23 protein-coding genes are annotated in these 26,959 nt (G+C 74.7%); 15 read left to right on the top strand and 8 right to left on the bottom strand.

Annotated features, from left to right (window positions below):
• The first annotated feature begins 42 nt into the window (after positions 1–42).
• The 4 genes from ACVV2G_RS00240 to ACVV2G_RS00225 are packed head-to-tail and all read left to right on the top strand — an operon-like array spanning position 43 to position 4,387.
• Positions 43–570, top strand: a complete 528-nt coding sequence (locus ACVV2G_RS00240) for a toxin (protein ID WP_453840480.1) — start codon at positions 43–45, stop codon at positions 568–570.
• Positions 567–1,751 carry an MAB_1171c family putative transporter gene (locus ACVV2G_RS00235; RefSeq protein WP_453840479.1) on the top strand — a complete coding sequence of 395 codons (1,185 nt, stop codon included), beginning with the start codon at positions 567–569 and terminating at the stop codon, positions 1,749–1,751. The genes ACVV2G_RS00240 and ACVV2G_RS00235 overlap by 4 nt, the downstream gene beginning before the upstream one ends.
• Before the next feature lie 31 nt (positions 1,752–1,782).
• Positions 1,783–2,994, top strand: coding sequence for an MAB_1171c family putative transporter (locus tag ACVV2G_RS00230; protein ID WP_453840478.1), 1,212 nt, complete (start codon positions 1,783–1,785; stop codon positions 2,992–2,994).
• Positions 2,984–4,387, top strand: a complete 1,404-nt coding sequence (locus ACVV2G_RS00225; RefSeq protein ID WP_453840477.1) for an FAD-dependent monooxygenase — start codon at positions 2,984–2,986, stop codon at positions 4,385–4,387. The genes ACVV2G_RS00230 and ACVV2G_RS00225 overlap by 11 nt, the downstream gene beginning before the upstream one ends.
• A gap of 234 nt (positions 4,388–4,621) precedes the next feature.
• Here ACVV2G_RS00225 and ACVV2G_RS00220 read toward each other — a convergent pair whose 3' ends face one another.
• Both ACVV2G_RS00220 and ACVV2G_RS00215 read right to left on the bottom strand, forming a co-directional pair.
• Positions 4,622–5,485 carry an SMP-30/gluconolactonase/LRE family protein gene (locus tag ACVV2G_RS00220; RefSeq protein WP_453840476.1) on the bottom strand — a complete coding sequence of 288 codons (864 nt, stop codon included), beginning with the start codon at positions 5,483–5,485 and terminating at the stop codon, positions 4,622–4,624.
• Positions 5,482–6,255: an IclR family transcriptional regulator gene (locus ACVV2G_RS00215; RefSeq protein ID WP_453840475.1), complete on the bottom strand. Its 774-nt coding sequence runs from the start codon at positions 6,253–6,255 to the stop codon at positions 5,482–5,484. The genes ACVV2G_RS00220 and ACVV2G_RS00215 overlap by 4 nt, the downstream gene beginning before the upstream one ends.
• A gap of 132 nt (positions 6,256–6,387) precedes the next feature.
• Between ACVV2G_RS00215 and ACVV2G_RS00210 the strand changes: the two genes are divergently transcribed.
• Positions 6,388–6,990: a hypothetical protein gene (locus ACVV2G_RS00210; RefSeq protein ID WP_453840474.1), complete on the top strand. Its 603-nt coding sequence runs from the start codon at positions 6,388–6,390 to the stop codon at positions 6,988–6,990.
• Here ACVV2G_RS00210 and ACVV2G_RS00205 read toward each other — a convergent pair.
• Positions 6,987–7,856, bottom strand: coding sequence for an ATP-grasp domain-containing protein (locus ACVV2G_RS00205; RefSeq protein ID WP_453840473.1), 870 nt, complete (start codon positions 7,854–7,856; stop codon positions 6,987–6,989). The two genes, ACVV2G_RS00210 and ACVV2G_RS00205, sit on opposite strands and share 4 nt — an antisense overlap.
• A gap of 320 nt (positions 7,857–8,176) precedes the next feature.
• Here ACVV2G_RS00205 and ACVV2G_RS00200 point away from each other — a divergent pair, with 320 nt between their 5' ends.
• The 9 genes from ACVV2G_RS00200 (at position 8,177) to ACVV2G_RS00160 (ending at position 22,117) form a co-directional block, all read left to right on the top strand.
• The gene (locus tag ACVV2G_RS00200) at positions 8,177–9,634 is read left to right on the top strand and encodes an acyl-CoA synthetase (RefSeq protein WP_453840472.1); all 1,458 of its coding nucleotides are present in this window, start codon (positions 8,177–8,179) and stop codon (positions 9,632–9,634) included.
• The gene (locus tag ACVV2G_RS00195; protein ID WP_453840471.1) at positions 9,627–10,997 is read left to right on the top strand and encodes a carboxyl transferase domain-containing protein; all 1,371 of its coding nucleotides are present in this window, start codon (positions 9,627–9,629) and stop codon (positions 10,995–10,997) included. Before ACVV2G_RS00200 ends, ACVV2G_RS00195 begins: the two co-directional genes overlap by 8 nt.
• A gap of 433 nt (positions 10,998–11,430) precedes the next feature.
• Positions 11,431–11,790, top strand: coding sequence for a CU044_2847 family protein (locus ACVV2G_RS00190; protein ID WP_453840470.1), 360 nt, complete (start codon positions 11,431–11,433; stop codon positions 11,788–11,790).
• Complete coding sequence (locus ACVV2G_RS00185) at positions 11,787–13,439, top strand: VMAP-C domain-containing protein (RefSeq protein ID WP_453840469.1); 1,653 nt, start codon at positions 11,787–11,789, stop codon at positions 13,437–13,439. Before ACVV2G_RS00190 ends, ACVV2G_RS00185 begins: the two co-directional genes overlap by 4 nt.
• Positions 13,440–13,504: 65 nt before the next feature.
• A complete protein-coding gene (locus tag ACVV2G_RS00180) occupies positions 13,505–14,530 on the top strand; it encodes an AAA family ATPase (RefSeq protein WP_453840468.1) in 1,026 nt (341 codons plus the stop codon).
• Positions 14,530–19,260 carry an SAV_2336 N-terminal domain-related protein gene (locus tag ACVV2G_RS00175; RefSeq protein WP_453840467.1) on the top strand — a complete coding sequence of 1,577 codons (4,731 nt, stop codon included), beginning with the start codon at positions 14,530–14,532 and terminating at the stop codon, positions 19,258–19,260. The genes ACVV2G_RS00180 and ACVV2G_RS00175 overlap by 1 nt, the downstream gene beginning before the upstream one ends.
• 158 nt (positions 19,261–19,418) lie before the next feature.
• Entirely contained in the window at positions 19,419–20,468 is a 1,050-nt protein-coding gene (locus ACVV2G_RS00170) for a rod shape-determining protein (RefSeq protein WP_453840466.1), read from the top strand.
• Between the two features lie 686 nt (positions 20,469–21,154).
• Positions 21,155–21,862, top strand: a complete 708-nt coding sequence (locus ACVV2G_RS00165) for an STAS domain-containing protein (protein ID WP_453840465.1) — start codon at positions 21,155–21,157, stop codon at positions 21,860–21,862.
• A gap of 99 nt (positions 21,863–21,961) precedes the next feature.
• Complete coding sequence (locus tag ACVV2G_RS00160) at positions 21,962–22,117, top strand: hypothetical protein (RefSeq protein WP_453840464.1); 156 nt, start codon at positions 21,962–21,964, stop codon at positions 22,115–22,117.
• Between the two features lie 84 nt (positions 22,118–22,201).
• Here the strand turns inward: ACVV2G_RS00160 and ACVV2G_RS00155 are convergent, their stop codons facing one another.
• Both ACVV2G_RS00155 and ACVV2G_RS00150 read right to left on the bottom strand, forming a co-directional pair.
• Positions 22,202–22,348, bottom strand: a complete 147-nt coding sequence (locus ACVV2G_RS00155) for a methionine/alanine import family NSS transporter small subunit (protein WP_453840463.1) — start codon at positions 22,346–22,348, stop codon at positions 22,202–22,204.
• Positions 22,348–23,880: a sodium-dependent transporter gene (locus tag ACVV2G_RS00150; protein WP_453840462.1), complete on the bottom strand. Its 1,533-nt coding sequence runs from the start codon at positions 23,878–23,880 to the stop codon at positions 22,348–22,350. The genes ACVV2G_RS00155 and ACVV2G_RS00150 overlap by 1 nt, the downstream gene beginning before the upstream one ends.
• 488 nt (positions 23,881–24,368) lie before the next feature.
• Between ACVV2G_RS00150 and ACVV2G_RS00145 the strand changes: the two genes are divergently transcribed.
• Complete coding sequence (locus tag ACVV2G_RS00145) at positions 24,369–24,563, top strand: hypothetical protein (protein ID WP_453840461.1); 195 nt, start codon at positions 24,369–24,371, stop codon at positions 24,561–24,563.
• 573 nt (positions 24,564–25,136) lie between these two features.
• Here ACVV2G_RS00145 and ACVV2G_RS00140 read toward each other — a convergent pair.
• From ACVV2G_RS00140 to ACVV2G_RS00130, 3 genes are read right to left on the bottom strand one after another with little or no spacing between them, the layout of a single operon-like run.
• Positions 25,137–25,607, bottom strand: coding sequence for a nuclear transport factor 2 family protein (locus ACVV2G_RS00140; RefSeq protein WP_453840460.1), 471 nt, complete (start codon positions 25,605–25,607; stop codon positions 25,137–25,139).
• Positions 25,608–25,662: 55 nt separating this feature from the next.
• Positions 25,663–25,923: a VOC family protein gene (locus ACVV2G_RS00135; protein WP_453840459.1), complete on the bottom strand. Its 261-nt coding sequence runs from the start codon at positions 25,921–25,923 to the stop codon at positions 25,663–25,665.
• A 44-nt stretch (positions 25,924–25,967) separates the two neighbouring features.
• Entirely contained in the window at positions 25,968–26,843 is an 876-nt protein-coding gene (locus ACVV2G_RS00130; protein WP_453840968.1) for an alpha/beta fold hydrolase, read from the bottom strand.
• Positions 26,844–26,959 lie beyond the last annotated feature (116 nt).

The following is a 26,959-nucleotide window of genomic DNA, read 5'->3' as shown; positions in this document are numbered from 1 at the left end:
CACTGGTGACCGAGCCACACCCAGGGGAACAGGGAGACAGCGGTGCGTACCAGGAAGGAGATGCGTCGTCTCGCTGACGCCCTCATCGACCCCATCCGGGTGCCGGTACCGGCGGACCCCGAGGTCCTGTTCGAGGCCCTCGTCGCCTCCGTCAGCGCGTGGCGGGGACGCGAGGTGATCGTCCACCGGGCGGCGTTCCCGCCGCACACCGCGAGCGGACTGTGGCTGGAGCGCGAGGACCACGACGACGTGGTGGTGGACGAACGCGCCGCCGTCTGGCACCAGATCGTCATCATGTGCCACGAGGTGTGGCACATGAGCCGCCGTCGCGCGGACCCGGACGGGGGCACCGGCGGGCAGTCCCGCCCGGTCGCCGCGCGCACCGACTTCTCGCTCGCCGAGGAGCAGGAGGCGGACCGCTTCGGCATGCTGATGGGCGGCCGGCTGCGCACCTGGCTGGAGGCCTCCACCGACTCGGTCTTCGCCGCGGAGGGCGGCGACCCCGACGACCCGCAGGACCTCGCCGGGCGCATCGGGGCCGCGCTCAACTACCGCGGGACGACGAGATGAACGCCCTCATCAACTACGGCAGCTGCGGGGCGCTGTGGCTCGGACTGCTGGTGAAGGCCCCCGACCTGCTGCGGCACCGCCGCGACCCGTACCTGCGCGCCATGTGCGCGGTGCTGGGGCTGGCCGGGCTCTGCTTCCTGCTCGGGGCGCCGCCGACGGTCGGCGCCGTCAACCGGCTGAGCGGGGTGCCGAACCTCGCCGCTCCGCTCACCTACACGGCGATCACCGGGTACTGCGCCGCCTCCCAGATCCTCGTCGTCCACTGGCGCGGCGGGCCCCACGTGCGGCGCACCGCCCGCCGCTGGACACTCGCCTACGCCGTCGTGGTCCTCGGCGTCATGGGGACCTTCGTCCTCGGCGACGCGCCCGTGGAGCGCCGCACCGACCTCGACACCTACTACGCGAGGACGCCGTTCATCGCCCAGATGATCGTCCTGTACCTGGTCGCGCACCTCACCGCGGTGACCGTGACCGCGGTGTCGGCGCTGCGCTGGACGCGCCGGGTGCGGGGCGGACTGCGGGCCGGCCTGACCCTGCTCGGCGTCGGCTCGCTGTGCGCCGCCGGCTACAGCGTGGCCAAGCTCGTCGCGGTGGGCGCCCGTTGGTCCGGGCGCGACTGGTCGGTGCTCGGCACCACCGTCTCCCCGGCCGCCGCCGGGTTCGGCGCCCTGCTGACGGTCGTCGGGGTGCTGGTCCCGCTGCTGGCGCCCCGGGCCGCCGAGTGGCAGCGTGCCAGGCGGGCGTACGCCCGGCTCGCGCCCCTGGAGCGGGCCCTGGACGACCTGCTCACCCGCCGGGCGCTGCGGCTGCCCCGGCCCCGGTTCGCCTCCCCCGCCACCCGGCTGATGTGGCGCCGGACCAGCATCCACAACGCGCTCGGCCACCTGGACGCGTACTTCGACCGGGACCTGTACGACCGGACCCACGCCGGTGTCCTGGCGGCGACGGACGCCCCGGAGCGGGCCGAGGCCGCCGCCTGGGCGGCGGTGATCGGCGACGCGGTACGGCACGAGGCGGACCGGGCGGAGCGGGACCGGCCGGCCGGCGGCGCGGGCCGGCTGCCCGGACCCGTGCCGGGCCCGGCCGCCCTCGACCGGATCGCCGACGAGCTGGCCGGCAGCGCGCCGGTGCCGCCGGCCCCCGCCGTGCCGAGCGGTACGACCACGGCGGGGACCGCGTGAACCGGACCGACGGCGAGAGGAGCGTGCCGCGATGAGCCTCGTCGTGTACCTGGCGGCGCTGGTGTTCGGGATGACCTCCGTCCTGCTCTTCCGCCGCCCGCGCACGGCCATGCGGAACCCGTTGACGCTGTCGACCTGCGCGGCGGTCGTCCTCGGCGCCCTGGTCTTCGTCTGCGCGGCCCCGGCCACCCTCGCCACCGTCAACGACCTCACCGGCATCCCCAACTTCGGTGCCCCGCTGACCTACGGCATGCTCTCCGCCTACAGCTGCGCCGTGCTCGTGCTGCTGATCAACTGGCGGGGCGGTCCCCGGACCCTGGTGCGGCGGATGGTGCTGCGCAGCATGGCCGCCTACGGGCTGCTGGTGGCCGCCATCGTCGTGCTGTTCGCGCTCGCCGACGCGCGCACCGAGCGGCTGACCGACCTCGACACGTACTACGCCGGCACCCCCTTCATGCGGGAGATGATCCTGCTCTACCTGCTCGGCCACAGCGCGGCGATGCTGGTGATGTGCGCCGTCTGCCTCAAGTGGGGCCGCGAGGTGGGCGGACTGCTGCGGACCGGGCTGCGGCTGATCCTGCTGGGCGCGCTGCTGGACGTGGTGGGGTTCCAGCTGACGAAGTACACGGCGGTCGTGGCGCGCTGGACGGGGCACGACCTCGACTTCCTGTCCACCACGGTGGCCCCGCCGATGGCCTCGCTGGCCGCGCTGCTGTGCTCGGCCGGGTTCGTGCTGCCGAGGCTGCTGCCGCCGGTGGTCGCCCACTGGCGGGGGCTGGACGACTACCGGCGGCTGGAGCCGCTGTGGTCCCTGGTCGAGCCGGTGTCCACCGCCCCCAAACCGCCGGCCGCCTGGTGGCAGCTCCCGCAGGCCCGGCTCCAGTGGCGCGAGGTGTCCATCCACGACGCCCTGCTCGCGCTGGCGCCGTACTTCGACCACCGGGTCCGTGAGCGGGTGCGGGACACCGCCCTGCGCGCGGGCCGCACCTCCCACGAGGCCCGGCTGACGGCGGAGGCGGCCATGCTCGCCGACGCCGCGCGCCGGGCCGCCGCCCGCGAGGAACCGCCCGAGGCCACCGGCTCGTACCGGCTGCACGCCACCGAGGTGTCCGGCCCGAGCGGGCTGGTGGAGCTGGCGCGGGCGCTGGAGCACCGGTCCGCCGGGGGCGGCGCCCCCGGCGGCGCGGCGCCGCCCCGCGCGAACGGACCCGTGACCGAACCCGAGGAGCCCCATGTCGCATAGAGCTGTCGTCGTCGGTGCCGGTCTGGCCGGAATGCTGGCCGCGGCCGTGCTGTCCACCGCGGGCGTGGACGAGGTGGTCGTGCTGGACCGCGACGAGCTGCCGGAGGGGCCCGAGCACCGCCGCGGGCTGCCGCAGGGCCGGCACGCGCACCTGCTGATGGCCGGTGGGCTGACCGCCATGGAGGAGCTGGTACCGGGCACCGGCCTGCGCGAGCGGCTGCTCGCCGCCGGAGCGCACGAGGTGTCCCTCAGCTCGGGCATGCTGGCCCGCACGCCCGAGGGCTGGCTGCGCAGGTGGCGGCGCGAGGGGCCCGTCATGCTCACCTGCACCCGGGCGCTGCTGGACTGGACGGTACGGTCCACGGTGCTCGCGCACTGTCCCGTCGAGGTCCGCAGGGCGGCGGTGACCGGGCTGACCGGGACCGCGGGGCGGGTGCGAGGGGTGCGGATCGCCGCGCCCGGCGGGGACACGGACCTCGACGCCGGCCTGGTCGTCGACGCGAGCGGACGCGGTACGCGGGTCGTCGCCTGGCTGGACGGGCTCGGGCTGTCCGGCGTCCGGGAGCGGACCGTGGACTCGGGCCTGGTCAACGCGTCGCGCGTCTACCGGGTGCCGGAGGGGGCGGAACGGTTCCCGCTGACGGTCGTGCAGGCCAACCCCTATGTGTCCCGGCCGGCCCGGAGCGCGATGGTGATGCCGGTCGAGGGGGGCCGCTGGCTGGTGAGCTGCGGCGGCTCACGCGGGGGTGAGCCGCCGGCGGACCCGGAGGGTTTCCTGCGGTACACGCTCGATCTGCCGGACCCGATCGTGGGGCGGCTGATCTCCGGCGCCCAGCCGCTCACCGACGTGCACCTGAGCCGGTCGACCAGCAACGTGCGGCGGTACCTGGAGAAGGCACCGCGCTGGCCGGAGGGCTTCGTCGTCCTCGGGGACGCGCTGGCCACCTTCAATCCGGCGTACGGCCAGGGCATGACGGTGGCAGCGTTCGGAGCGCGGGCCCTCGGCCGGGAACTGGAGCGGGCCGGCGGCCCCGGCGCCCCCGGACTCGCCCGGCGGGTGCTGCGGGGGGCGGCGCGACCGGTGGACGCGGCCTGGTCCCTGGCCGTGGGCCAGGACGTCCTCTACCCCGGGGTGCGCGGCGGGCGGCCGGGCGTCGCCGACCGCGTCGTGACGGCGTACACCCGGCGCATGACGAAGGCGGCCACGGGCTCCTACGCGGCGGCCTCGGCCATCTGGGACGTCACCAGCATGCGCACGCCCCCGACCCGCATGTTCCACCCCGGCGCGGTCCTGGCCGCCCTCACCGGCTCCCCGCTCCCACCCCTGACGGAGCCACCCCTGACCCCCGGCGAACGCACGGTGCTGCGGGGGCTGGACCGCACGGGGGTGTGAGCGGGTGCCGGCCGCCGAAAGCGCGGTGCTTCGGGCACCGGACCGCACGGGGCTGTGAACCGGTGCCGGCCGCCGAACACACGGTGCTCCGGGCACCGGACCGCACGGCGATGTGAACCGGCGCCGGCCGGCGGACGGACGGACCGGCCGGGGCCGGCCCCGGCGGGCTCCCCCGCGGGGCGCCCGTGCCGACGGGCCACCGGCCCGGCACGCCCGCCGCCGGCCGCTCCCGGCTCAGCCCGCGAACGCCGGCTGGGCCGTCCCCCGCCCCGCGCCCGGCACCACCAGCAGTGCGCCCGCCAGCGGATGAGGGGCCGTCAGTCCCACCCGCGCCGTGGTGACGTACAGGTCGGTCAGGCCGGGGCCGCCGAAGGCACAGGCCGTGACCCGGGGGACCGGGAGCGGGATCACCCGGTCCAGGTCGCCGGACGGCGTGTAGCGGCGTACCGCCCCGCCGTCCCACAGCGCCACCCACACACAGCCCTCGGCGTCGACGCACAGGCCGTCCGGGAAACCGGCGCCCTCCTCGATCGTGACGAACGGCCGGCGGCCCGAGACCCGGCCGTCGGGGGACGCGACGTCGAAGACGTCGACACGGCGGGTCGGGGAGTCGACGTAGTACATCAGCCGGCCGTCGGGGCTCCAGCCGGTGCCGTTGCTCACCGCCACGTCGTCCAGCACCGGCGTCACCGTGCCGTCCCCGGCGACCCGGGACAGCGTGCCGCCGCCGGGCGCCTCGTCGTACCGCATGGTGCCGGCCCACAGCGTGCCGTCGGGGGCGACTGCGGCGTCGTTGGCGCGGCAGCCGGGCACGGCCTCCCGGTGCAGCCAGCGGAAGGTGTCGTCGGGGTCGAGCAGGCCGATCCCGTCGCGCAGGTTGAGGACGAGGCCGCCGCCCGCCCGGGGCTTGACCGCGCCCACGTGCTGGTCGGTGCGGCGCAGCGTGCGCCGGCCGGTGGCCGGGTCGTAGGTGTGGACGCGGGAGCCGAGGATGTCGATCCACAGGAGGCGGCCCGTCGCCGGGTCCCAGGTGGGCCCCTCGCCGAGGGACGCCTCCGCCCGGACGGCCACCTCGCACGCCGTGCCGGCCGTCGTCATGCCGCGCTCCGGTGGCCGAGGCGCTCGGACAGGTCGGCGGCGCCCTTGACGGCGAGCTGCTCCAGTTCGCCGAGGCGCTCCTCGCTCCAGCGGATCATGGGCACGGAGATCGACAGCGCGGCGACGACCCGGCCGCTGCGGTCGCGGACCGGGGCGGCCACGCAGGACACGTCCGGGTTGGACTCGCGGCTCTCCACGGCGATGCCGCGCTCCCGGATACCGGTCAGGGCCTCGCGCAGCGCGGCCGGGTCGGTGATGCTGTTCGGCGTCATCGCGGTCAGGCCGGCGCCGTCGGGGAAGCGGGTGGCCAGCTCCGGCTCGGGGAGGGAGGCCAGCAGCATCTTGCCGACGGACGTGCAGTGCGCGGGCAGCCTGCGCCCGGCCGCCGACACCATGCGCACGGCGTGCGTGGAGTCGACCTTGGCGATGTAGATGACGTCGGTGTCCTCCAGGATCGCCACGTGCACCGTCTCGTCGCAGGTCTCGGCGACGGTCCGGGCGACCTGCTGGCCCTCGGCGGCCAGGTCGAGGTGCTCGGCGTAGCGTGCGCCGAGCTGGTACGGCCGCACACCGAGCCGGTACCGTCCGGGCTGCCCGGCCACGGGGACGATGTACTTGCGGGCGGAGAGCGTGGTGACCAGCTCGTGCACGGTGGTGCGCGGCAGCTGGAGCCGGCGCACGATGTCGGGGGCGGACAGCGTGCCGTCCCCGTCGAGGAAGAGCTCCAGTATGTCGAGAGCCCGGGTCACGGCTGGTACGAGGCGTCCCATGTCCGGCCCCCTCCCTAATGTCGTTCGAGATTTCAACAGGCGATCGGAATGGCGAACACAGGCTACTCATACTGCGTTTGCCGGGGCAATGGGCGTGCGCTCCCGCGATACGTGCCCGGTCCGTGGGCCACGATGGTCCCCATGCCCACCGGAAAGCGGCCCGTGCGCCCGTTCACCCCGCTCGACTTCCAGCTGGTCCTGCTGCGTCGCATGGCCGACCACAACCCGGGGCCGGTCGAGGACGCCCGCCGCGAGCTGGGCGCCTCGCTCGCGGACATGCGGGAGGCGAACAGGCGCTGGCAGGCGATGCTCCGCTCCCCTCGCTCCGGCTCGGCCGCCTCCCGGTACCGCTCCGTCCTCGGCGCACCGGAGTCGTCGGTGCCCCGCCGCATCGGCGACCTGGAGTGCGAGGCCCGGCAGTGGCCGCTCCCCCTCTGGCCGGACCTGCGCTTCGAGGTGCTCGTCGCCGACCGGGGCACCGTCTGGAACGAGTGGCTGGTGCGGGCCCCCGGCGCCGAGGGGCCCCGGCTGCGCACCCTGGACGACCTCACCCCCTGGTCCTGCACGGTCGACGAGGCCGCCCGCGCCTTCGCGCCCGCCCGTCCCCTCCAGGGCTCGGCGCCCACCCGGTGGGGGCTCGCCTTCACCGCCCCGGACGCGCGGGGCCGGCGGTACGAGGTCGTCGCGGAGTTCACCTGGGGGCTGCTCCAGCGGACGGCGGCCGGCGACCGCTAACGGGCCGCTTCGAGCACCGCCTCCACCACCCGCGGCAGCGACCGCTCGTGCAGCCACAGGAACAGGTTCGGCTCCACCAGCTCCAGCTCCATCACCCGCGGCCGCCCGTCCTCCCCGTCCACCAGGTCGACGCGGGCGTACAGCAGCTCGGGGGCGCCCGGAACGGCGGCCAGGGCGCTCTCGGCGACGGCGAGTTCGGCCGCGGTCGCCGTCCAGGGCTCCAGCCCCGGATGCGCCACCTTCCGCTCGTCGTACGGTGTCCCGGGCGTGAGGACGGCGCCCTTGCGGCTGGCGTGCAGCGGGCGCCCGCCGAAGAACTGCAGCGCCCGCTCCCCGGCGGTGTCGATGCCGCGCACGTACGGCTGCACCATCGCCGTGAGCCCCTCGGCGTGCATCCGCTCCACCTGCCGTACCGCGGTGGCGTGCTCGTCGGGCGTGTAGCGGGCGGCGAAGCGGGCTCCGGCGCCCGACGCGGGTTTGACGACGTACTCGTGGCCGTCGGGCAGGACGGCCGGCTCGCCGGGGGCCGCGTAGCGGGTGGGCACGGTGGGCACACCGGCCGCCGCGAGGTCGCCGAGATAGCGCTTGTCGGTGTTCCAGCGCACGACCGCCGCCGGGTTGGCCAGCCGCGTCAGCCCGCCGCACTTCTCGGCCCACGCCGTGAACTCGTCCGCCCGCCAGCTGTAGTCCCAGGTGGAGCGGATCACGGCGAGGTCGAAGGAGCCCCAGTCGACGCCGTCGTCGTCCCAGACCTCGGCGGAGGCCCTCGCCCCGGCCGCCTCCAGCGCCCGCACCAGCACCGGCAGATCGCGGTCGGCGCTGACCTGTGGTCCGGGACGGCAGGTGACGAGTGCTATGCGGGGCACGACGGGCTCCTCGGTGTACGGGTACGGGACGGCTCCGCAGGCTAACAACCCCCTCCGGCGCCGGGTCCGGCCACCGCTCCGCGCCCCGGGGCCCGGCCCCGCGGCCGGACCGTGGCGACCGTACGGTACGGACGGGACGGCGCATCACGGCGGCGGCCCCGACGCCGGTCGAGAGCGCTTCTTCCGGCAGCTGATGGAGTACGGAGGGGCCGTGGTGGCGTTCGCGCCCGCGCCGGCGCGGCTGGTACTGGTCGTGCCCGGCTCCGGGTAGGCCCCGTCAGGAACCGGTAATCGCGAGCAACGACCAAGGAGTACGACGCGTGTCCTCTCTCTTCCCGGCCCTCCTCCCGGCCGCGACCGCCGCCGCGCCCGACCGGCCGGCCCTGCGCTTCGGCGAGCGCACCCTGACGTACGCGGAGCTGGCCGCCGCGGCGGGCGGCACGGCCGGCCGGATCCGGGCCGCCGGGCGGGTCGCCGTCTGGGCGGAACCGGCGCTGGAGACCGCCGTCGCCGTGGTGGCCGCCCTGCTGGCCGGCGTCCCCGCCGTACCGCTCAACCCGAAGTCCGGCGACGGGGAACTGGCGCACATCCTGTCGGACAGTGAGCCGTCGCTCGTCCTGGCGGCCCCGGGCAGTGCCCTCCCGCCCGCGCCGGCCGGCCTGGAGCGCCTGGACGTCGACGTGCACGCCACCGGACCCGTCCCCGGGGAGCGGGCCGGCGAGGACGACCCCGCGCTCGTCGTCTACACGTCCGGCACCACCGGGCCGCCCAAGGGCGCCGTCATCCCCCGGCGCGCGCTCACGGCGACCCTGGACGCGCTCGCCGACGCGTGGGGGTGGACCGGCGACGACGTGCTGGTGCACGGGCTGCCGCTCTTCCACGTGCACGGCCTGGTGCTGGGCGTCCTCGGCCCGCTGCGGCGCGGCGGGTCCGTGCGGCACCTGGGCAGGTTTTCCCCCGGCGGCGCGGCCCGGGAGCTGAACGACGGCGCGACCATGCTGTTCGGCGTGCCCACGATGTACCACCGGATCGCCGAGGCCCTGCCCGGCGACCCGGAGCTGGCGCGGGCGCTGGCCGGGGCCCGGCTGCTGGTGTCGGGGTCGGCGGCGCTGCCCGTGCACGACCACGAGCGGATCGCCGCCGCGACCGGCCGGCGGGTGATCGAGCGCTACGGCATGACGGAGACGCTGATGAACACCAGCGTCCGGGCGGACGGCGAGCCCCGCGCCGGGACGGTGGGCGTACCGCTGCCGGGGGTGGAGCTGCGGCTGGTGGAGGACGACGGCACGCCGATCGCGCAGCCGGACGGGGAGAGCGTCGGCGAGATCCAGGTGCGCGGGGCGAACCTGTTCACCGGGTACCTCAACCGCCCCGACGCCACCGCCGCCGCCTTCACCGGGGACGGCTTCTTCCGCACCGGCGACATGGCGGTGCGCGACCCGGACGGCTACGTCCGCATCGTCGGCCGCAAGGCCACCGACCTGATCAAGAGCGGTGGCTACAAGATCGGGGCCGGTGAGATCGAGAACGTGCTGCTCGAACATCCGGGGGTGCGGGAGGCCGCCGTCACCGGCGAGCCCGACCCCGACCTCGGTGAGCGGATCGTGGCGTGGATCGTGCCCGCCGACCCCGACGCGCCGCCCGGCCTCGACGCGCTGGCCGACCACGTCGCCGCCCGGCTCGCCCCGCACAAGCGGCCCCGCGTCCTGCGGCACCTGGACACCCTCCCCCGCAACGACATGGGGAAGATCATGAAGCGGGCGCTGAGCCATGACTGACCGCCTGTCCGCGCGCGCCTTCCTCGCCCTGCTCACCGACGACTTCACCGAACTGCCCCACCCGGCGGGGCCGTGGGAGCCCGACGGCCCGCTCGGCTGGCACGGCTACGACGCCGCCCGCGCCCGCGCCGCCGAACGCACCGGCGAGGAGGAGTCCGTCGTCTGCGGGACCGGGCACGTCGAGGGCGCCCAGGCCGTGCTCCTGGCCTTCGAGTTCGGCTTCCTCGGCGGCTCTCTGGGCCGGCGGACCGGTGACCGGCTGGAGGCGGCGTACGCCTACGCGCGCGAGCACCGGCTGCCGGTGGTGCCGCTGGTCGCCACCGGTGGCAGCCGGATGCAGGAGGGGATGCTCGCGCTGACCCAGCTCCAGCGGATCGCCCGCCAGTCGGCGCTCACCCGCCGGGCCGGGCTGCCGCAGATCGCGGTGTTGCGGGACCCGGCCGCCGGGGGCGGCTGGGCGACCCTGGGCGCGGGCGCCGACGTGGTCCTCGCGCTGCCCGGCGCCCAGGTCGGCTTCGCCGGCTCCCGGGTCCGGCCGCCGGACGCCGACCCGGCGGCGTACACGGCCGAGGCGCAGGTGGCGGCGGGCAGCGCGGACGCCGTCGTACCGGCCGGGGAACTGCGCGGCACGCTGGGCCGGTGGCTGCGGCTGCTGACGGCGCCGTCCGACGGCCCGGCGCCCGTGCCGGAGCCGCTCGGCGCGCGGGACCTGCCGGAGTCCGGGTGGGACGCGGTCCGGCGGGCCCGCGCCCCCGGGCGCCCTCGCGCCGGGGCGTACCTGGACGCCTACTTCACCCACCGGGTCGCCCTCGTCGGCGACCGCTGCGGCGGCGCCGACCCCGGCGGGATGCTCTGCGGCTTCGGTGAGCACGCGGGGCGGACGGTCGCGTACGCCGCCCAGACGGGGACGGCGACCCGGCCCGCCGGGTACCGCACCGCCGCCCGGCTGATTCGCCTCGCGGACCGGCTGGGCGTCCCGGTGCTGACCCTGGTGGACACTCCGGGCGCGGCGAACGACGCGGAGGCGGAGCGGCAGGGCGTGGGTGCGGCCATCGCCGACCTGTTCGTCGCGGTGGCGTCGGTGCGCACGCCGGTCACCACGCTGGTGATCGGCGAGGGCGGCTCGGGCGGGGCGCTGGCGCTGGCCGCGCCGGGCAGCACCTGGGCGACACCGGACAGCTACTTCTCCGTCATCGCGCCGGAGTCGGCGGCGGCGATCCTGAAGCGGCCGCCCGAGGAGGTGGAGGCGACGGCGAACCACCTGCGGCTCCGGCCGCAGGACCTGGCGGAGCTGGGAGTGGTCCGAACAGACGATCAGATGTCCCCTGGAACGGGTGAGCGGCGCTCGGAAGAACGCATGTGACTGCCGGGACCAACGGTGCTCACGGTGTGCAGGCGACGTGCCGCGGACCGTAGTCACCGCACCGCCCCGTCCTCATGCGCTCACCTCGCACAGCGCACGGAGCTGCACGATCACGGACCTTCTCGCGGACATCCTCGCCGGCCTCGTCCACGTCGTCGGCCGGCCGGCCGCTCCGACGGTCCGGGAGACGCGACGGCGCCGCCACCCGGTCCCGGGGAGGCGGCGCCGTCCGCGTGCCGGCGCACGGCCGCCTCAGGCGGGTTCGGGGGTTCGGGGGTTCGGGGGTGTCGACCGCGCGTGGCGGACGGGCGCCCCGGCGGTGTCCCGCCGACGACGAGACGGGCGCACCCGGAACACGGGACGCGGCCAAGTACCGTCCGTCACAATGGTGCACCGCAGAGGTACGTACGGCACACGGGGAGCGGGCGGCGCCATGGACGGGTTGGTCGAGTTCAGAACCGAGGACGGCGCGCGGGTGGTCGTCGAGGGCGTCGAGGACGAGGACGGGGCGCGGCTGGTCTCGCGCGGCGACGAACCGGCCCGGGCGGTCCGCACGTTCGAGGACTCCCTGGACGGCGTGCGCGCCGCCGCCGCGTCCGCGCTGCGGGTCTTCCGGGACGGCTCACTCCGACCCGACTCGGTGGAACTGGAGTTCGGGGTCAAGCTGAGCGCGGAGGCCGGCGCGGTCATCGCGAAGGGGGCAGCGGAGGGCCATCTGGTGGTGAGGCTGACCTGGTCGCCCGAGCCACCGCCCGCGCGCCCGCTGGGTCCGGACGCCGCCGTCCCGTCATGAGCGGTACCGCGTGGCACGCCCGCATCGCGTGCGGCAAGGAGGTCGGCGCCGGATTCCTGGTCTCGGCCCGCCGGTTGCTCACCTGTGCCCACGTCGTCCGGTGGAGCGAGAGCGCGGCGGTCACGGTGTCCTTCCCGGGCCGCCGGGAACTGGGCGAACTGTCCGCCACGGTCGCCGTGCACGGCGGCTGGCGGGGCGGCGCCGCCGACCCCGGCGACCTGGCCGTACTGGAGCTGGACCGCGACGTGCCGCTCAGCCCCGCCGTCTTCGCCCGCCCCGGCGCGGAGCGGACCGCGCCCCTCCCCGAGCTGGTCGCCTACGGCTTCCCCAAGGGGTACGACGAAGGCATGCTCGCCTCCTACCGCGCCCTGCCCGGCCCGCTCATCTCCGACGAGTGGGTCCAACTGGAGGCGCTCACGGGTCACGGGCAGCCGCTGGCGGCCGGCTTCAGCGGCGCGGCGGCGACCCTGGCCGACGGCACGGTCGCCGGCATGGTCTCGGCGGTCGCGGGCGCCAAGGACGTACGCGTCGGCCGGATGCTGCCCGTCGAGGTCATGGCGCGCTACTGGCCGGAACTCGGCGAACTGGTGCCGACGCCCGGCCACCGGGCGGACGCGCGCCGGCGGCTGTACGCGCTGGTGCGCCGGGCCGAGGAGACCGGCCTGAGGTGCGACCCCGACCGGCTGTACGTCTCCGCCATGGACGCCTTCGCGCCGCCGCCCCCGGAAGGCGGGTTCGCCTCCCTGCGGGATGCCGCCGCCTACGTGCAGTGGGAGGTGCCGGAGCCGGGCGCCGTGGCCCGGTTCGCCGACCGGCTGGAGGCACTGCTGCACACACCGCCGCCGCGCCCCGCGACGTGGTCGCCCATCGTCGTGGAGATCGACCACAGCGGGGCCGGCGCCGACCAGGTCACCGTCGAGGTGTCCGCCTACCGGGACGGGCAGCGCCGCCCGGTGGGCACGCGCCGGCTGGCCCGGAGCGCGGTGCGGTCCTTCGTGCAGGAGCGCATCGACGAGGCGTTCACCCAGCTCGATCCCGGCGCCGAGGAACTGCTCACCTTCGTCCTGCCGCGCGCGTGGCTGAACGAGCCGGTGGCGCACTGGGCGTGCAGCGAGGACGACCCCACACCCCTCGGCTGCGCCTACCCGCTGGTGGTGACCGACCGCACCCGCCACCGCAGCGGACGCCTCCGCCACCAGCTGCGCAAGAAGTGGCGCAAGCTCGGGGTCAGTCCGGGCGCCACCCTGCACCGCGTCGACTGCGGCACCCGCGAGCGCCCGGCCGGCCTGCGCAAACGACTGCGGGACGACGTCGAGCTGGCCGGATTCGCCACCCCGCCCGCGGCGGCGCGGGAACACTTCGAGGTCGGTCTGCACGTGCCCGTCCCCGTACTGCTGTGGCCGCGCGACGGCTGCCCCGGCGCCGGACACGAGGCCCCCTGCTCCGGCACGGCCTTCCTCGACGAGCTGGCCGTGTCCGTGGCGGGCGTGCCGCCGTCCGAACTCCCCCGACTGGTCAGGGAGCTGCGCGAGACGGCGGACGCGGCCGACGACCCGGACGGGCACTGGGCGAGGGACGTCCAGCTCCTGTGGGACGACCCCCGCTGCTTCGCCGACCCCGCAGCCCTGCTGCACTCGCCCGTCGGCTGAACCGTCCGACGCCGGCCCCCCACCGCCGCACCGCCCGCCGCACCGATCGCTCGGAGTGAACCCTCATGTCCCTGTGGCCCGTCTACACCGGCGCGCCGGTCCCCCACGACGGCATCGCGAAGCTGCCCCCTCCCCCGCCCTGGCGGGCCTTCGACGGAGGTCCGGTCCTCGACCCGCCGGACGCGGACGGCGACACCCCGGCCGCCTCGCCCGACCGCGTCCACCGCGCCGCGACCTACCAGGCCACCGAGGACACGGTGCAGCTGGTCAACGCGGCCCTCTACCTGCGGCGCCCCCTGCTGGTCACCGGACCGCCCGGCACCGGGAAGTCGTCCCTCGCCTACGCGGTCGCCCGCGAACTGCGGCTCGGCCCGGTCCTCAGGTGGAACATCACCAGCCGCAGCACCCTCCACGACGGCCTCTACGCCTACGATCCGCTCTCCCGCCTCTACGCGGCACGCCAGGCGGCGAGCGGACCCGACGGCCCGGCGGTCGGTGCGGGCGTCGAGAACCACCTGCGCCTCGGTCCGCTCGGCACCGCCCTCCTCCCCTACGCCCGCCCGCGCGCCCTGCTCATCGACGAGATCGACAAGAGCGACCTCGACCTGCCGAACGACCTGCTGCACGTCCTGGAGGAGGGCCAGTACGAGATCCCCGAACTCGTACGCGCCTCCCGGGACACCCTCGGCGGGCGGGCCGAGGTGCTGATCGACGGCACCGACCAGCGGGTGCCGGTCGAGCGGGGCCGCGTCCGCTGCAAGGCCTTCCCCTTCGTCGTCCTCACCAGCAACGGCGAGCGCGAGTTCCCGCCCGCCTTCCTGCGCCGCTGCGTCTCGCTGCGCCTGCGGCAGCCGGACGACGACCACCTCACCGAGATCGTCCGCGCCCACCTGGGCCGGCCCGACGCATACGCGCAGCGGCTGATCGACCGGTTCCTGTCCCGGGTGGGCAGCGGCGAACTGGCCACGGACCAGCTCCTCAACGCGATCTACCTGGCCCGCTCCTCCGGTCTGGGCGCGGACTCGCTCGACGAGCTGGCGGAGCAGCTCATGCCCTACCTGGGCCGGTCCCCGCAGCCCGACGCGTTCTGATGCCCGCCGACCGTCCCGGCTCACCGGACCCCGTGCCCCGCCTGGCCGACCTCCTCGGCCGGGCGGCCCCGGGCGGGCGCCCGACCCCGCTGGAGCTGGCCGAACTCCTCTGGCTGGCCGGGCAGATGGAGCCCGCCGGGGAGAGGGCGCCGGGCCCGGAGGACGAGGCGGGACCTCCCGGTCCGGCCCCGCCCGCGCCCCGGGTGACGCCGGACCGGGACCGCCGGCACCCGCAGGACCGGCCGGCCCGACGCGACCGGCCGACGGACCCGCTCCCCGCGCCCCAAGCCCCCCGCACCCCGCTGCGCCTGCCCTCCCCGGCCCCCGCCCCGGGGACGTCGGCGGCCGAACCGCACCGCGCCCTGCTGGCGCCCGCCCCGCCGATGCTGCACCACCCCCTGGCCCTGCAGCGCTCCCTGCGCCCGCTGAAGCGCCGTGCCGACGCGCCGGTCGGCCACGAGGTGGACGAGTCCGCGACCGCCGACCGCATCGCCCGGCTCGGCGCCGGCCCCGAGTGGTGGCTGCCGGTGCTGCGGCCCGTACGGGAACGCTGGCTGCGGCTGAACCTGGTCTGCGACACGGGCCCCACGATGCCCGTGTGGCAGCCCCTGGTGCGCGAACTGCACGCCGCCTTCGCCCAGTCGGGCGTCTTCCGCACGGTCGCCCGGTGCCACGCGGGCCCCGACGGCACCGTCCGCGGCGACGGCGCCCACACGCCCGCGGACGGCCGTACGGTCACGCTGCTGATCAGCGACTGCATGGGACCGCAGTGGCGCGAGGGCCCGGCGGGCACCCGGTGGTTCGACACGCTGCGCCGCTGGGCGCGCCGGACACCCCTGGCCGTCCTCCAGCCGCTGCCCGAGCAGTTGTGGCGGGACACCGCGCTGCCGCCGGTCCCCGGCCGGCTGTCGGCCCCGCACCGGGCCGCACCCAGCGCCTCGCTCACCTTCACGCCGTACGACGACACCGCTCCCCGGGCACCCGAAGCGGCCGTGCACATCCCCGTGCTGGAGCCGGGGCCCGAGTGGCTGGCGAACTGGGCCGCACTGGTCGCGAGCCCGGGCGGCGCGGAGTACCCCGGCTCGGCCGCCGCGCTGCACCGCCCGCTGCCGGCCGACGCCGACGACCGCACCGATGTGGCGCGCCTGTCCGCCGAGGAGCTGGTCCTGCGCTTTCGCGCGAGCGCGTCCCCGCAGGCCTTCCGGCTGGCCGGCCACCTGGCGCTCGGACGTCCGGACCTGCCGGTGATGCGGCTGGTGCAGGCCGCCGTCGAACCGCAACCCGAGCCCCGGCACCTGGCCGAGGTGATCCTCAGCGGCCTGCTCACCACGGTCGCCGGGCCGCCCGGCTCGTACGCGTTCCGTCCCGGCGTACGCGACCTCCTCCTGCGCGGGCTGCCCCGTACGGCCCGGAACCGCACCCGCGAACTGCTGCTGCGGACCGGCGGTCTCATCGACGAGCGGGCGGGGCGGGCGCCCGGCGAGTTCCGCGCGCTGATCCCCGCGCGGGACGGCACCGAACGCGCCGACGGGAACGAGACGGTCGCGTCGATCAGCCAGGAGAGCGCCCGGCACCTGGCCGCCCGGGAGCGGCCCCCGGCACCGTCGCCCTTCCCGTCCGCACTGGGCGCGCGCTACCGGCCGGTGCGGCGGCTCGCGCCGACCGGGAGCATGTGGCTGGCCGAGGACACCGGGACGAACCGGACCGTGACGATCAGGCTGCACGGCGCGAGGACCGACGCCACGGCCCGCAGGGCGTTCCTCCGGGACGCGCGCCGTCTGACGGGGATCACCCATCCGAACGTGGTGGCCGTCCTCGACTGCGGCATCGAGGACGACGTCCCGTACGTGGTCATGGAACACCTCGACGGCATCGCCCTGAACACGCTCGCACGGTCGAACGGCCGGCGGCTGCCGACGCCGCTGACGGTGTCGGTGGGGGCGCAGCTGGCGCGGGGGCTCACCGCCCTGCACGAGGCGGGCGTCACACACGGCGGTCTGGAGGCGTCCCGGGTGGTCCTCCTGCCGGACGGCACGGCCCGGCTCAGTCTCTTCGCGCCGGGGCGCACCTCGGGCCCGGCAGGACGCGCCGAGGACCTGCGGGCCCTGTGCGACATCCTGCTGCAAATGGTGTCGGGGACCTCGCACCTGACCGTCCCGATCGACTCCCGTCGCCTGGACCGGCTCCCCGGGTCCCTGCGCATCCACTACGCGCACGCCTGCGACCAGCTGATGTCCGCCTCGTCGGCGACGCGGGCCCGGGGCCTGGAGCTGCTCGCGGACCCGCAGCTGCCCGCCCGGGCGGCCGAGGCCTACGAGCGGCGGCGGTACCTCGCCCTGGGCCCGCTGCGGGTGGACCTGCCGGGCGGCTCCCCCGGCCTGCAGCCGGAGGTCCGCGCGCTGCTCGCCATGCTGCTCCTCAAGCACGGCCGCACCGTGACGCACGAGGAGCTGCGGTGGGGGCTGTGGGACCCGGGCGACGAGCCGCGCGACCCGCGGGCCGAACTGACCCGGCTGGCGACGCGGCTGGCGGACGTCCTGGGGCCCGGCGCACTGGCGACGTCCGCCCACGGGTACGCCCTGCACACCAGCGCCGACCACGTGGACGTGGTGCACTGCGACGAGTTGGTGCGACGCGCCGACGCGGCGCGGCTGGCGGGCGCGCTCGCCGAGGCCCGCACCGGCGTCACGGCGGCGCTGGCGCTCTGGCGCGGCGCCGAGCCCCTCGCGGACGTGCCCGGGCCCGCCGCCCGGACCGCCCGCACCCGTCTCGTCCGGCTCCGCCTCGCCCTGCACACCAAGCGCGCCGAACTCGACCTCGCGCTCGGCGAGTACGACCGGGCGGCCACCGACCTGGCGGCTCTGCTGCACTCCCATCCGCACCGGGAGGACTTCCGGCGCCTGTACCTGATCGCGCTGCGCCGCCAGGGCCGGGGCGAGGAGGCACTGGAGGTGTACGAGGAGTACGAGCTGTCCGGCGGGCGGAGCCCCGCACTGGCGGCACTGGGCCGGGAACTGCGCGAGGTGCACGCCGAGCCGGCGCCCGAGACCCGCTGGTCCGAGCACGAGGACGCACGGAACACCGACGGCCCCGACGGTTCGGTGAACGCGCCGGACGAACTGCCGGAGGGCCCCTTCCCGACCGACGACGACCCGTGGGCACCGCTGCTGCGGGAGCCGGACGAGGACGCCCCGCCGGCGGGCGGGGGGCCGGCGCAGGCGCTCGTCGGCGCGTCCCACGGTGACGGGATGTGGGGAGGAAGCGCGCCGGACCGGACACCGGGCGACACCCCGGACCACGACCCGGAACAGGACCCCGGCCGTGACCGGCCGCGCGACCCCGCGGGAAGCCCGAAGGAGAACGCCGAGGACCCACCCGGCCTCGGCCACGGCCACGACCACGAGTCCGACGACGGCGACGGGGACGGGGACGGGGACGGCGGCACCGACTGCGACGTCGACACCGACTTCCGCAACTGCGCCCGCTACGCGTTCGCCGACGGCCCCCCGGGCACCGGCACCCGCTCGGCGCTGCACCGCCTGGTCACCGATCTCCTGGCGGCCAGCGGTCTGCACGGCGACGCGTACCAGCTCATCGACGACCAGGAGGGCTTCGTCGTACTGCTGGCACCGCGGGTCGAGGCCACCGGCCTGCTCCGGGCGACCGTCGAGGGACTGTCCGGAGAGCCGGTGCGCGGGGACGGCCGGCGGTTGCGGGCGGAGTTCTGGCAGGTGGAGTTCCGCCTGGACGGCGGTGCGGAGCAGGTCTTCCGTGCCGACGCCGCATCGGTCGGCGCGGCACTGGACGCCTCCGGCGCGCAGGCGATCGTCGCCCTCTCGGACTCCCTCTACTACGACGAGGTGGACGAGGAGGGGCAGGACGGCCCCGCCTTCGCCCCCGACCTGTTCCGGCCGCTGGGCGACGCCACGGGCTGGTACCACCTGGTCGAGCGGGCCGGCGCCGGATCCCGGACGACGGCACCGGGCGGGCCGGCGGCACCCGGGCCCCTTCCGTCCCGCCGCGCGGCGGCCTCGCCCGAGGAACTGATCGCCGGCGCCCGCTGCGTCCTCCTCGCCTTCGACGACGTGACGGCCCGGCTGTTCCGGCCCGCCGCGGAGCGCGAGGCGCTCCGGGACATCGCCCGGCTCCTGGTCGAGGACCGCGACCCCGAGGAGGCGCTGGCCGGGTCGCCGCTGCCCCGGGCCCTGCCGGAGGGGCGGGCCGGCACCCTCGACTTCATCCGGGCGCTCGCCGGACACCGGCTCGCCGGTGACGTGCGGCTCCGGCTCGACCGGCACGAGGCGCGGGCGGCGCGCACCGCGCGGCCCACTCCTCTCGCCGACCGGCTGATCCGGGCGCTGCACGGCCGGAAGGTGCCCACCGCCGTGGTGACCGACCGCGCTCCCGGCCCCGTCACCGCCCACCTGGCGCGGCGGGGCCTGCTGGACGCCCTGCCGGGCGGTGTCCACGGCCGCGACGCCGACCTCACCCGGCTCATGCCCGACCCGGACGTCCTGCACCGGGCTCTGGACCGGCTCGACGCGGACCCCGGCGCGTGCGTGCTGGTCGGTTCCTGTGTCGCCGAACAGTCCGCCGCCCGCGCGATCGGCCTGCCGTTCATCGGTTACTGGCACGCCGAACGGGTCCGGCGGGACCTGCGAGCGGCGGACGGCGACGCGTACCTCGTCACGGACCTCCGGCCGCTGCTCTCCGCCGCCGAGAGCCGCTGACCGCACACGCCCCATTGAGCGACCCCCCCGCACCCCCCATTCAGCGGCCCCCCGCCCGGCCCCTTCCGGAAGGCGCCCGTCCCGGCCCCCGCGCACGATGCACAGGAGGCCGGCCACCGGGCGGCCCCGCACGGTCCGCGCTCTCGGGAGGATCTGCCATGACCGCCAGTACCGCCAGTCTGGAGCAGCTGCGCCGCTGCCACTTCGCCGTCGACCTGGGCGCGGCGCGGACCCGCGTGTACGTGAAGGGTGCCGGGCTCGTCGTGGACCAGCCGTCCGCCGCCGCGGTCAACACCCGCTCCGGCGCGCTCATCGCGGTCGGTGAGTTCGCGGAGAAGATGACCGGCCGCACCCCCGGCTACATCCGCGTCGTGCGGCCCGTGTCGGGCGGCACGGTCGTCGACATCGAGATGGCCCAGCGCATGCTGCGCCACCTGCTCGGCGACAAGATCCGCCGCGCGCTGCGCCGCAAGCCCCGGCTGCGCGCCGCCGCCTGCACCCCGCACGACGCCGATCCGCTGGCCCAGCGGGCGGCGATCGAGACGCTGGTCGGGCTCGGCGCGCGCCGGGTCGAGCTCGTCGACACGCTGATCGCCGCGGCGGTCGGCTGCGGACTGCCGGTGGAGCAGCCCGAGGCGACCATGATCATGGTGTGCGGCGCGCACGCGACACAGGTCGCGGTGCTCTCCCTCGGCTCGATCGTGACCGCCGAACGCATCCCGGTCGGCGGCGAGGCGGTGGACCACGCCATCGTGCAGCTCCTGCGCCACCAGCACGAACTGGTACTGCCCAGCCAGTCCGTACGGCCGCTCCAGCTCGCCCTGTCCGGCAACGGCCTCACCTCGCAGGGACCGGCGACCACCGAGATCCACGGGCGGGACGTGGCGACCGGGCTGGCGCGCAGTGTGCGGGTCGACACCGCCACCGTGCGCAACGCCATCCAGACGCCGCTGACGGCCGTACTGGACGGGATCGGCAAGGTGCTGCGGGACTGCCCGCCGGACCTGGTCGCCGACCTCGCCGACCGCGGGATCATGATGGTCGGCGGGAGCGCGCTGCTGCCGGGCTTCGACCAGATGCTGCGCCAGGCCACCGGCATGCCGGTGCACATCGCGGAGCGGCCCGACGTGTGCGCGGTCCAGGGCCTCGGCATCATGCTGGAGGGCCAGGTCGAGCCGCTGTCGCTGAGCCGGGCGTCGTCCGACTGAGCCGCCGGCGGACGGACCGGGGAGGCCGTACGGCATGAGCGCCGAGCCCGCGCCCGGCCGACCCGCCTCCTGGAGATGGTCCTCGGGACCGGCACCGACCTCGGTCTGCGGAGCACCCTCCAGCACCTGCTCACCGAGGACACACCGGCGCCGCGCTGACGACGGTCGCCGAACGGGGATCGCCCGGGTCGGCGTCGCCGTCGCCGCGACCGCCACCGGGCCGGGCCGGGCGGCCGGGGCGAGGTACGGCTGACCGTCTCGGCCGCCCGCGGGACCGGCGAGGGCGACGACAGGGCAGGCGAGGGCGACGGCGGGACCGACGGGGGCCACCACGGGTCCTGCGAGGACGACCGCAGGGCCGACGGGAACCACCACGCCACCGGCGGGACCGGCGGGACCGGCGGCATCGGGGCCGACCGCATCGAGACGACGGTCACGTGGCGGTCCCCGCTGTGAGCGTGCGGCAGAAGCCGCTCCTGGATCGGCGCTCAGCGCCTTTACCCATCCATGGGCCGGTCACTCCCCGGACGTGGGTGTAGCCCGCCCCGCGGCGGGCAGGTGCACCGACAGCACCGTCGGACCACTACGGACCGGGACCCGTCCCGGGCCGGGCCCGGCGGTCGACGGGGGCTGCGTGACGTTGCGAACGTCTGTCAGGGAACGACGAGGACGGACAAGGCGGTGACATGAGCCCAGCGGCACCACCACGTCTGGCGGGGCAGCAGGCCACCCTGGTCATTCACGGCCAGGTGGAGACCGGCCGGGCGTTGCTCTTCCCGCGGGGGGAGCTGGTCCACGGGTGCGCGGACATCCTGGCCGAGGCCATGGCCGCCCTGCCGGCGGACATCGAGCGGGTCGAAGTGGACATGGACGGTGTGGTCTTCATGGACACGGCGGGGCTGCAGTTCCTGGACGCGCTGGGCGACCACGGCCGCCGGCGGGCGGTGCCGGTGCGGGCCACGAACTGGCACGGCCAGCCGCTGCGCATCCTGGAACTGGCCGGTCTGGATCCGGCCGATCCCGTGCGCACCACCACCCACCGGCCGGAGCCGGCGCCCGGGCGGCAGCCGGAACCCGAGCCCCACCCGGCGCCCTCGGTGGTGGCGGCGGAGCGCGCCGAGCGGCTGCACGTCCTGCAGGAGGAGGTGGAGCAACTGCGCCGGGCGATCGCCTCCCGCCCGGTCATCGACCAGGCCCGGGGAGTACTCATGGCGCTCCACGCCTGTACGTCGGACGAGGCGTGGCAGATCCTGCGGGAGGCCTCCCAGCTCTCCAACACCAAGCTGCGCGCGGTGGCCGCGGCGGTCACCGCCAGTGCGGGGAACGACGGCCCGCCTCCGCCGGCGGAGGTGCGCTCGGCCCTGCGGACGGCCCTGGGCAGACTCGGGCGCTGAGCGGGCCGCCGACCGGGGAGATCGGGCGCTGAGCGGGTGCCGTCGGCCGGAGAGGGGTACCCGGCCGGACGTCACCGGACAGCACGAGGAGGCCCCACGATGAGCGAGCAGACCCCGTCCCAGGCGGAGGGCGAGCGCGACGACGAGCGGGAGACCCCGGACCCGCCGCACACCACTCCCTCCCAGGCGGAGGGCGAGCGCGACGACGAGGACACCGCGGACCCGGCCGCGGTGGACGAGGAGAGGGGCGGGTGAACCGGCGACGCCACCGGCCGCCCCGTTCCCCCGGAGGTGACGGGGAACGGGGCGGGTATCACGCGAACCCATTTGAGTGACGCCTCACTCGGTCCGGTGAGAGCCGGGCGGCATCTGATCCGAGGGCTCCGGGGGCTCCGGGTGCTTCCTCAGCCGGAGGATGGCGGTGATCAGTCCGCCCCAGACGATGAGCATGGCAACGATCATCATGATGATGGCGCTGGTGGACATCAGCGGTCCTTCCGGTCTGCGGGCGACTCCGTGTCCAGGTCGAGGTCCTCGCCGCCGGCCGGCCACGGCATCAGGGTGAGGAGCACCCCGACCAGCAGCGCCCCGATGGCGACGCTCCAGCCTGCGGAGAGCAGGAACTCGGTCGAATAGCCCTCGTAGTTCTCATCGAACTCGGTCCGCAGGCTGTCGACCATCATCCAGCCCAGCACCAGCGGCGTGATGACACCGAGGCAGATACGCCACCAGCGGCCGAGCCGCACGGCGGAGGTGGCGTCGGCGTTCTGCTGGAGGCCGGGGAGCTGCCGCAGCACCCAGACGATCACGATCAGCGCGATCAGGGCCGCCAGTGCGATGCCGTACTGGTTGATGAAGTGGTCGGACGCGTCGAGCAGGTAGATGCCGGACTCGGTCGGGAACAGCAGGACGGAGACCAGCGCGACCAGACCGCCGACACCCAGGACCGCCGGCGTACGACGCATTCCGGTCCGGTCCTGCACGGCGGAGACGACCACCTGCACGATGGAGATCAGGGAGGACAGTCCCGCGATCACCAGGGAGCTGAAGAACAGCACGCCGAAGAGACCGCCGAGCGGCATTTCCGAGATCACCGCGGGGAAGGCGACGAATGCCAGGCCGATGCCCGCGCCGGCGACTTCCTCGACGCCGACCCCCGAGGCGGTCGCCAGAAAGCCCAGGGTCGCGAAGACCCCGATGCCCGCGAGGATCTCGAACGAGCTGTTGGCGAAGCCCGCCACCATCGCGGAGCCCGTCAGGTCGGCCCGGCGGCCCAGGTACGACGCGTACGTGACCATGATGCCGAAGCCGATGGACAGGGAGAAGAAGATCTGCCCGTAGGCGGCGACCCAGACGCTGCCGTTGCCGAGTTCCGACCAGTTCGGCGTGAAGAGGGCGTCGAGTCCGGTGGCCGCCCCGTCCAGCGTGAGCGCCCGGATCACCAGTGCGACGAACAGGACGAAGAGCAACGGAATGAAGATCTTGTTGGCGCGTTCGATGCCCCTCCTGACACCGAACGCCAGGATGCCCAGCACGACCACCCACACGGCGATGAGCGGCCAGAACACCCCGGACACATAGCCGTCCAGGAACCCCGGTGACTCCGGTGCTCGCAGGAAGTCACCGAAGAGGAACGCCTCCGGGTCGTCACCCCATTGCCGGCCGACGGAGAATCCCACGTAGCGCACGGCCCAGGCGATGATGACGGCGTAGTAGGTGGCGATCACGAAGGAGATCACGACCTGCCACCATCCGATGGCCTCTGCCGGCCGGGCCATCCTGCGCAGCGCGGCGGGGGGCGAGCGCCGGTACTTCCGCCCGATGGAGTACTCCATGATCAGCAGCGGGATGCCCGCCGTGAGGAGCGCGATGAGGTACGGCAGCAGGAAGGCGCCACCACCGTTTTCGTAGGCGATGGCGGGGAATCGCCAGATATTGCCGAGCCCGACGGCCGAACCGATGGCGGCCAGCAGGAAGCCGGTGCGGGTGGCCCATTGCTCACGTGGCTGCTCTGCCATATGCGGTCCTCGGATCTCCTCATGGCGCTGTGTGCATCGCTGACGGAACGTTAGCGCCGAGTATGCCCGACGGCGCCGTGACAGGCCCCGGCGGATGAGCCACATGGGCGGGTCACCGGCTCATCGGCCGGACGAGGGCGAGCGGGTCTCGGTCTCCGGGCCGGGCCAGCGACGAGGGGCTGTGGTCGATCGGCGGCGCGAACCGCTCGCCGTGCCACGGCAGGGCCCCCGACAGCCACTGACGCCGCCGCAGTCGGCCCCTGCCCTCACACCACCCCGAGGGCGGGGGCCTCCCCACGACCAGGAGAACCGGCATCCCGCACTACGCCTGCATCCACTGCATCCACATCTTCGGGCTCACCACCGCCGACCCGACGAGACGCTCGTGTCGGTGGCGGTGAAGTGCCAGCACGCCCCGGACTGCACCATCGTCATCCCGCCCAAGCCGAAGCCCGGCGTGGCATAGCCTGCCCGTGAAGGGAGGCACCGTGTCCGAGTGGATCGACCCGCGCTACGCGGAGCCGGTGGCGGCGTGGAAGCGCTCGCAGCAGCCCACCTCGCGTGACCCGAAGGAAGAGAGGCCGGTGCGGGGGTTCGTGACCCCGCCCAAGCCCTGGCGTCTGCACCGACTGCGGCCCCGGCCGGCGACCTCGACCGCCGGCCGCGGCCGCTTTCCGTCCTGATCAACTGCCTCTCGGGCCGGCATCGGGCCGGCTAACGATCTCTGGCGCACGCGGAGGAAGCAGAGCCCGGCTACGTTTCGGGCGGAGGCGCAGGTGAAAACGTTCCTGCGCCAAGAGGCCGTGGTGGGGCGGGTGGGACTCGAACCCATGAGAGTGACGTCTCTCAGCTACGACGATGCCTGAACAACGGACGAAGCAGCCCGTTTCCGTCCGGCTGGACCCCGCTCGCTCCGGCTCGTACGAGGAGCGGTTAGGCGTTCGCCACACCGCCCACTTGGTACGACAACTGGCTCCTGGGAGTGCGGAAGGAACCCCCAGCCGCGTTCCTGACTCCTCCTCCGAGACCTGGCGGACCACGGTCCTCGACCGGCCTCGCCGTCACGCTGCGCAGTGTTCGACTTCCATGTCGGGGCGGAGCGAGCGGCTTTGCCGGCTACGCCGGGCTCGACTGCTTCACGCACAGACAGCACATATCGGCATCGCTGTCCCTGGCGGAGAGCGGGCCAGCGAGCTACCGCTGAGCCCGGAGTCGGCCCTCTCGCCACTGGAGCGGCGACTCAATCCGGCAGGAGTTCAGGCGCCGGTGACCACGCTCGGCTCGCCCGTGGTCCACGAGGTGTGCAGCACACGGCGGTCGATGCGCCACCCGTTGTCGGTGCGGACGAATGAGTCCGTGTACGTGCCGCCGGTGTGGTAGAAGTCGGTGCCGCGGTGGTGGTGGGCGATGATCTGTGTTCGCGTGCGTACTCCGTCGTCGCTGGGCTCGATCCAGATCGCGCCCAGGAAGTGCTGGGTGGCATCGAGCCGACTCATGAGGTCGCCGATGGCACCTGCGATCTCGTTCGCGCCCCGGGCCATCACGCCCGTGAACGCCTCACCGCCCGGGATGTAGCTCTCGAAGGTGTTCTCGAGTTCCGCGGTGTCGGTGAACGCGTCCGCAAGCTGACCGAAGTCACGGCTGTCCAGTGCCTCGACATATCCAAGGATCACCGACCGGATCTCTGTCTCGTCGCGACCGTCGATCTGCTGGGCGTTCTGCGTCATTACTTTTCCCTTTACTTCCGTGGTGAATGAATCGGTCGTTGGTGGACGGGAGAAGTCAGGCCGGGAACACGCCGTTGGTGTGCTGCGTGTCGATGTACTCGACGGCCGGGCGCCGCGAGGCCGAGGTGTGTCTCGCGTGGGGGCGATGCCGGTCCGACAACCGGACCGATCCAGAACTCGGGGCGCCCGGTCCCGTAGCCGATACGCTGTCCGTGCTCGATACGACGACCGGCGCGTCCAGAGGTGCGAGCACGGCGTCGTAGAACGCCGCGCTCTTCTCCGGATCGGCGACCTGAATCTCCATGTGGTCCAGCACGTTCTCCTCCTCATGGTGGTGGTGCGGGGTGGGGGCGGAAACGATCAGTCCTGGTAGTCGAAGAAGGTCCTGATCTCCTCGAGCACCCGACCGGGTGCCTCGTGCAGGAGCCAGTGCCCCACTCCCTCGACAGGGCTGCCTGTCGCGTGCGGAGCGGCGTCCTTGAGCGCAGTGTGGAACGCATCGAAGAGCTGCGCCTGGGCGATGATGTGGACGGGCATGTCCAGGGGCTTGAGCATGAGGCGGCCGTTGTCGGCCTCGTCCTGCGGCCATGCCTGGTAGTAGCGCGACCCGTTGTGCAGCACGCCCGGCCGGCCGTAGACCCGCGCGTACTCTGCGAGGCTCTTCTCCGGGGCCGGTGCGCCGAGCAGTTGATAGAAGTACGAGAGGAACAGGCGCTCACGTCCGGCCACGAGCTGCTCGAAGAGCGGTTCCTGCTGGAAGAAGGAGAAGTGGAACGACAGCGGCTTGAGCTGGTCGAAGGTGAGTGAGCCGCCGACGAGGCCGAAGTCCATGATCATCAAACCGGCGAACTGCTCGGGCCACTGAGCCGCAAGGGCATAAGCGACGGCGCTGCCGAAGTCGTGCGCGACCAGTTGCACCCCCTCCTGGTGGCCGAGATGGAGGAGCAGGCGGTGCACGTAGCGGGCGAGCGTGGCCTTGTCGTGCGAGGGCAGCTCGCCGGTGGTGTCCCCCAGCCCCGGCAGGTCCACGGCGATGACCGTGTGGCCGGGCAGCAGGTCGGGCATGATCGCCCGATACTCGTACCAGCTCTCCGAGAAGCCGTGGAGCAGCACGATGGTGCGGGGGCCGTCGCCTCCGACGACGTAGTGCATCTGAAGGCCGTCGATGGTGGTGAAGCGGTGCTCGAAATGCTGAGCGAACTCCGGGTCATCACGGGTGGCGGCGTCGTAACCCACGCTCAACGGGGCTTCCGAAAGGGGGTGCGGGCGCGGGGACATGAGGGGTGCTCCTGAGAGTTGACAGGGGGTGCCGACCGGCGCGTTAATGTAACGAACCTTGATACAGCTTACAC

The organism is Streptomyces sp. JK94 (assembly GCF_053613315.1).
Note: the sequence above shows the minus strand (reverse complement) of the source record. Positions and strands in the feature narration are given on the sequence as shown.

Bases quoted from the DNA above. Each gene is read 5' to 3' on its own strand.
- ACVV2G_RS00210 (WP_453840474.1), top strand. From the start codon at position 6,388: ATGGTCCCCATGCCCACCGGAAAGCGGCCCGTGCGCCCGTTCACCCCG.
- ACVV2G_RS00195 (WP_453840471.1), top strand. From the start codon at position 9,627: ATGACTGACCGCCTGTCCGCGCGCGCCTTCCTCGCCCTGCTCACCGAC.
- ACVV2G_RS00140 (WP_453840460.1), bottom strand. From the start codon at position 25,607: ATGACGCAGAACGCCCAGCAGATCGACGGTCGCGACGAGACAGAGATC.
- ACVV2G_RS00160 (WP_453840464.1), top strand. From the start codon at position 21,962: ATGAGCGAGCAGACCCCGTCCCAGGCGGAGGGCGAGCGCGACGACGAG.
- ACVV2G_RS00150 (WP_453840462.1), bottom strand. From the start codon at position 23,880: ATGGCAGAGCAGCCACGTGAGCAATGGGCCACCCGCACCGGCTTCCTG.
- ACVV2G_RS00185 (WP_453840469.1), top strand. From the start codon at position 11,787: ATGAGCGGTACCGCGTGGCACGCCCGCATCGCGTGCGGCAAGGAGGTC.
- ACVV2G_RS00180 (WP_453840468.1), top strand. From the start codon at position 13,505: ATGTCCCTGTGGCCCGTCTACACCGGCGCGCCGGTCCCCCACGACGGC.
- ACVV2G_RS00225 (WP_453840477.1), top strand. From the start codon at position 2,984: ATGTCGCATAGAGCTGTCGTCGTCGGTGCCGGTCTGGCCGGAATGCTG.
- ACVV2G_RS00155 (WP_453840463.1), bottom strand. From the start codon at position 22,348: ATGTCCACCAGCGCCATCATCATGATGATCGTTGCCATGCTCATCGTC.
- ACVV2G_RS00170 (WP_453840466.1), top strand. From the start codon at position 19,419: ATGACCGCCAGTACCGCCAGTCTGGAGCAGCTGCGCCGCTGCCACTTC.
- ACVV2G_RS00220 (WP_453840476.1), bottom strand. From the start codon at position 5,485: ATGACGACGGCCGGCACGGCGTGCGAGGTGGCCGTCCGGGCGGAGGCG.
- ACVV2G_RS00165 (WP_453840465.1), top strand. From the start codon at position 21,155: ATGAGCCCAGCGGCACCACCACGTCTGGCGGGGCAGCAGGCCACCCTG.
- ACVV2G_RS00215 (WP_453840475.1), bottom strand. From the start codon at position 6,255: ATGGGACGCCTCGTACCAGCCGTGACCCGGGCTCTCGACATACTGGAG.
- ACVV2G_RS00190 (WP_453840470.1), top strand. From the start codon at position 11,431: ATGGACGGGTTGGTCGAGTTCAGAACCGAGGACGGCGCGCGGGTGGTC.
- ACVV2G_RS00235 (WP_453840479.1), top strand. From the start codon at position 567: ATGAACGCCCTCATCAACTACGGCAGCTGCGGGGCGCTGTGGCTCGGA.
- ACVV2G_RS00230 (WP_453840478.1), top strand. From the start codon at position 1,783: ATGAGCCTCGTCGTGTACCTGGCGGCGCTGGTGTTCGGGATGACCTCC.
- ACVV2G_RS00175 (WP_453840467.1), top strand. From the start codon at position 14,530: ATGCCCGCCGACCGTCCCGGCTCACCGGACCCCGTGCCCCGCCTGGCC.